The 569-nt window shown below is 40.9% G+C and carries 1 pseudogene; it reads right to left on the reverse strand.

The features are described from left to right. A pseudogene (locus AACS92_RS03615) lies at positions 1-569 on the reverse strand (IS982 family transposase); the annotation flags it as partial.

Below are 569 nucleotides of genomic sequence, written 5' to 3' on the forward strand. Positions count from 1 at the left end.
CTGAAATATCTTCTTCTGAGTAGAAAATTTTCAGTGATGGCTTTTTCTCTTTAAGGCAGTAAGCAATCAATCCCGTTAAAATGGTTAACAAAAAACCGGTTATACTTCGGTGACGAGAATGTTCTCATTGAGAGCCGTTTTTTAATTGTCCATTAATCGTTTCAATGATAAAACGCTTTTTAAGCATAACCTTATCCCACTCAGCCAGTGCAAGCGCTTTCATGTTGCGGCGCTTTTTCGTGATAAAGGTGATATCCATTTTAGCTAAATCATCCGCCAATTCCTGACTCAGATATCCTTTGTCGCCGTAAAGAGAACCTGTGAGATCTTTTGATAATTCGCGTACAGGCTCCCTATCATCCACATTACCCGGGGTCACTTTAAGCGCTAAAATTTCGCCCAGATGGTTAATAATCAGGTGTAATTTGAACCCATAGAACCATCCCATTGAGGTTTTTCCGCGTTGCGCGATGCCCTGAAAGACCTTATGACGAGGAATACGGATGTTATGACAAACGCGCAAACTCGTGGAATCGATAAAAGCAATGCCTGTCGGTTTTCCTTTTAAT

The organism is Xenorhabdus sp. KJ12.1, assembly GCF_963876495.1.
Lineage (GTDB): Bacteria > Pseudomonadota > Gammaproteobacteria > Enterobacterales > Enterobacteriaceae > Xenorhabdus > Xenorhabdus stockiae.